General features: G+C 58.2%; 1 protein-coding gene. It reads right to left on the bottom strand.

Annotated features, from left to right (window positions below; all coding sequences use genetic code 11):
• Positions 1 to 9: 9 nt before the first annotated feature.
• On the bottom strand, positions 10 to 1,311 hold the full coding sequence (locus NKI99_RS33705; RefSeq protein ID WP_128306115.1) for an IS4 family transposase: 1,302 nt from the start codon (positions 1,309 to 1,311) through the stop codon (positions 10 to 12).
• Between the last annotated feature and the right edge of the window lie 92 nt (positions 1,312 to 1,403).

Here is a 1,403-nt window from a genome sequence, read left to right as displayed (position 1 = left end):
TAATGCAGTTCACTTAGGCACCTTCAGTGTTCTGACAGGATATTTGGCTGGTAGCTTTTTGACGACACGGGGGCATGATCGCCCCCGTGTTTTTGGGAGGATGAGGTCTCCCAGCCGTTGTCTTAATCGGATGAGGTGTGCGGGTAGTTTTGCTGGCGCTTCGATCGCCATCCACCCCCATTCGTGACGAATGTAGTGCAGGGCTGTGGTGAAGCTCAATTCGGTTGGCTTGACCTCGGCTTCAGAGGCAACCTCGGCCATTTCCAACCGCACCAGATTGTAAGCCAGCAAGGCTCCCCAAACTTCCTGATAAACGGTCTGCGGTGTGCCGCTGCGCAGCGTCAATTCGCTGCCAAGAAGCTCCTGCTTCAGCTCTCGATAGCTGGTTTCGATCCGCCAGCGGTCTTCGTATTGCTGCACGATCTCCTGGGCAGGATAGGCCTTCTTGTCCGTCAATGAGGTGAGCAATATTCGCTTTTGCCCATGCCGGTTGACCGTCTCGATCGCCCGAGCTTCCCAGAATGTCGGCAAGTCGGGCTCGGCCTCGCGTGCTTGCGGCGAGACTTTCATGCGCACCCGATAGTCGGTGGCGTTCTGGTCCAGGCGCTGCCATGCACTGTTGCCTTTGGCCGGCAGGAGCCAATGACGTTGCTTGCCCTTCGATTGAAGCTGCAGCAGCAGGCTGGCGCTGAAAAAGCCCTTGTCGAAGACCGTCAGGGATTGGTCCGGCACTTGGTCGAGCAAGCTCTTGGCATAGAGCATCTCATTCTTGCCGTAGATCCCAAACACCGCATCACGCACCAGGTGCGTGGCGAGCGCCGTCAGGGTCAAGAGCCGTAGCTGCGGATAACTTGCAACAGCGCCGGATGCATAGGCTTGCGCTCCAAAATGCGCGCGGTTCTCCACGCTGTCGGCGACACGCAATGTGCTGCCATCCACGGCATAGCGCGCAAGACCCCGCCAGCCTCGCCCGACTTGGTGTCGCTCGTCCCAGCACGTCGCGCTCATCGCAAACAACTGCGCCAGCGGCGCCTGGCCTAAGCGCTGGCGGGCCTGCGTCAAGGCGCTCTTGGCAATGTCCGGGTTCACCTCATCGGGCAACACCAGATCCAGATGGGCCACCACCTCAGGCATGGACTGATGACGATACAAGGAAAGCGCAATCACCAGCCAGACAACTTGCTCGGCGGGGAGCTTGCGCTTGCGGATGCTCGCCTTGCCGCTGCTGGCAAGCGCCAAGGCGATCCATTCCGGATCAATTGCACCCGAAAGTGCCGATAAATCGGCTGTATGTCCTATGCGACCTGGCATCTCAAAACACGAACAGGATGGAAACGAATCTCCATCCTGTTCGATAGGTCTTACCAGATCCTCATCCAGCCCAACTTAAGTGAACTGCATTA

Source organism: Mesorhizobium sp. M0239, assembly GCF_040321815.1.
Taxonomy (GTDB): domain Bacteria; phylum Pseudomonadota; class Alphaproteobacteria; order Rhizobiales; family Rhizobiaceae; genus Mesorhizobium.
The sequence above is the reverse complement of the archived record's forward strand: the minus strand, read 5'-3'. Positions and strand labels throughout refer to the sequence as shown.